The following is a 665-nucleotide window of genomic DNA, read 5'->3' as shown; positions in this document are numbered from 1 at the left end:
GCCAGCGGCACCGCCAGCACGAAGCCGATGCCGATCGACGCCACCAGCAGCCACAGGGTCATGGCGACCCCGGACAGGTGGTAGCCGTCGCTCCACAGGTAGGCCTGCCAGTATTGCTGCAAAATCTCGTTCATAGTGCGGCCTTTCTGACGCCGACCGAGTAGCGCCGCTCCAGCCAGAGCAGGGCGCCGTTCGATACCGTGGTGATGGCGAGGTAGATCAGCCCGCCTACCACGCAGAAATAGAACAGTTGCATCGAGCTCTTGCCGGCGTCCTGGGTCGCCTTGACGATGTCGGACAGGCCGATGATGGACACCAGGGCGGTGGCCTTGATCATCACCTGCCAGTTGTTGCCGATGCCCGGCAGTGCGAAGCGCATCATCTGCGGGAACAGCACGCGGCGGAATACCTGCCACGGCTTCATGCCGTAGGCCACCGCCGCCTCGAGCTGGCCGCGCGGCACGGCCTGGAAGGCGCCGCGGAAGGTCTCGGTGAAATAGGCGCCGTAGATGAAGCCCAGCGTCACCACCCCGGCGAGGAAGGGGTCGATGTCGATCTGCTCGACGCCGGCCCACTCGGTGGCCTGGTTGAGCAGCATCTGCAGGCTGTAGAACAGCAGCAGCATGATCACCAGGTCGGGCACGCTGCGGATCAGCGTGGTGTAG

The 665-nt window shown here is 64.8% G+C and carries 1 protein-coding gene; it reads right to left on the bottom strand.

The window, feature by feature from the left end; translation table 11 throughout:
- Nucleotides 1–130: 130 nt before the first annotated feature.
- The coding region (locus AC3WG5_RS19205) for an ABC transporter permease (RefSeq protein ID WP_492570335.1) at nt 131–665 on the bottom strand (535 nt) is incomplete at its 5' end.

The sequence above is a fragment of the Pseudogulbenkiania sp. FW507-F1 genome (genome assembly GCF_058781125.1).
Note: the sequence above shows the minus strand (reverse complement) of the source record. Positions and strands in the feature narration are given on the sequence as shown.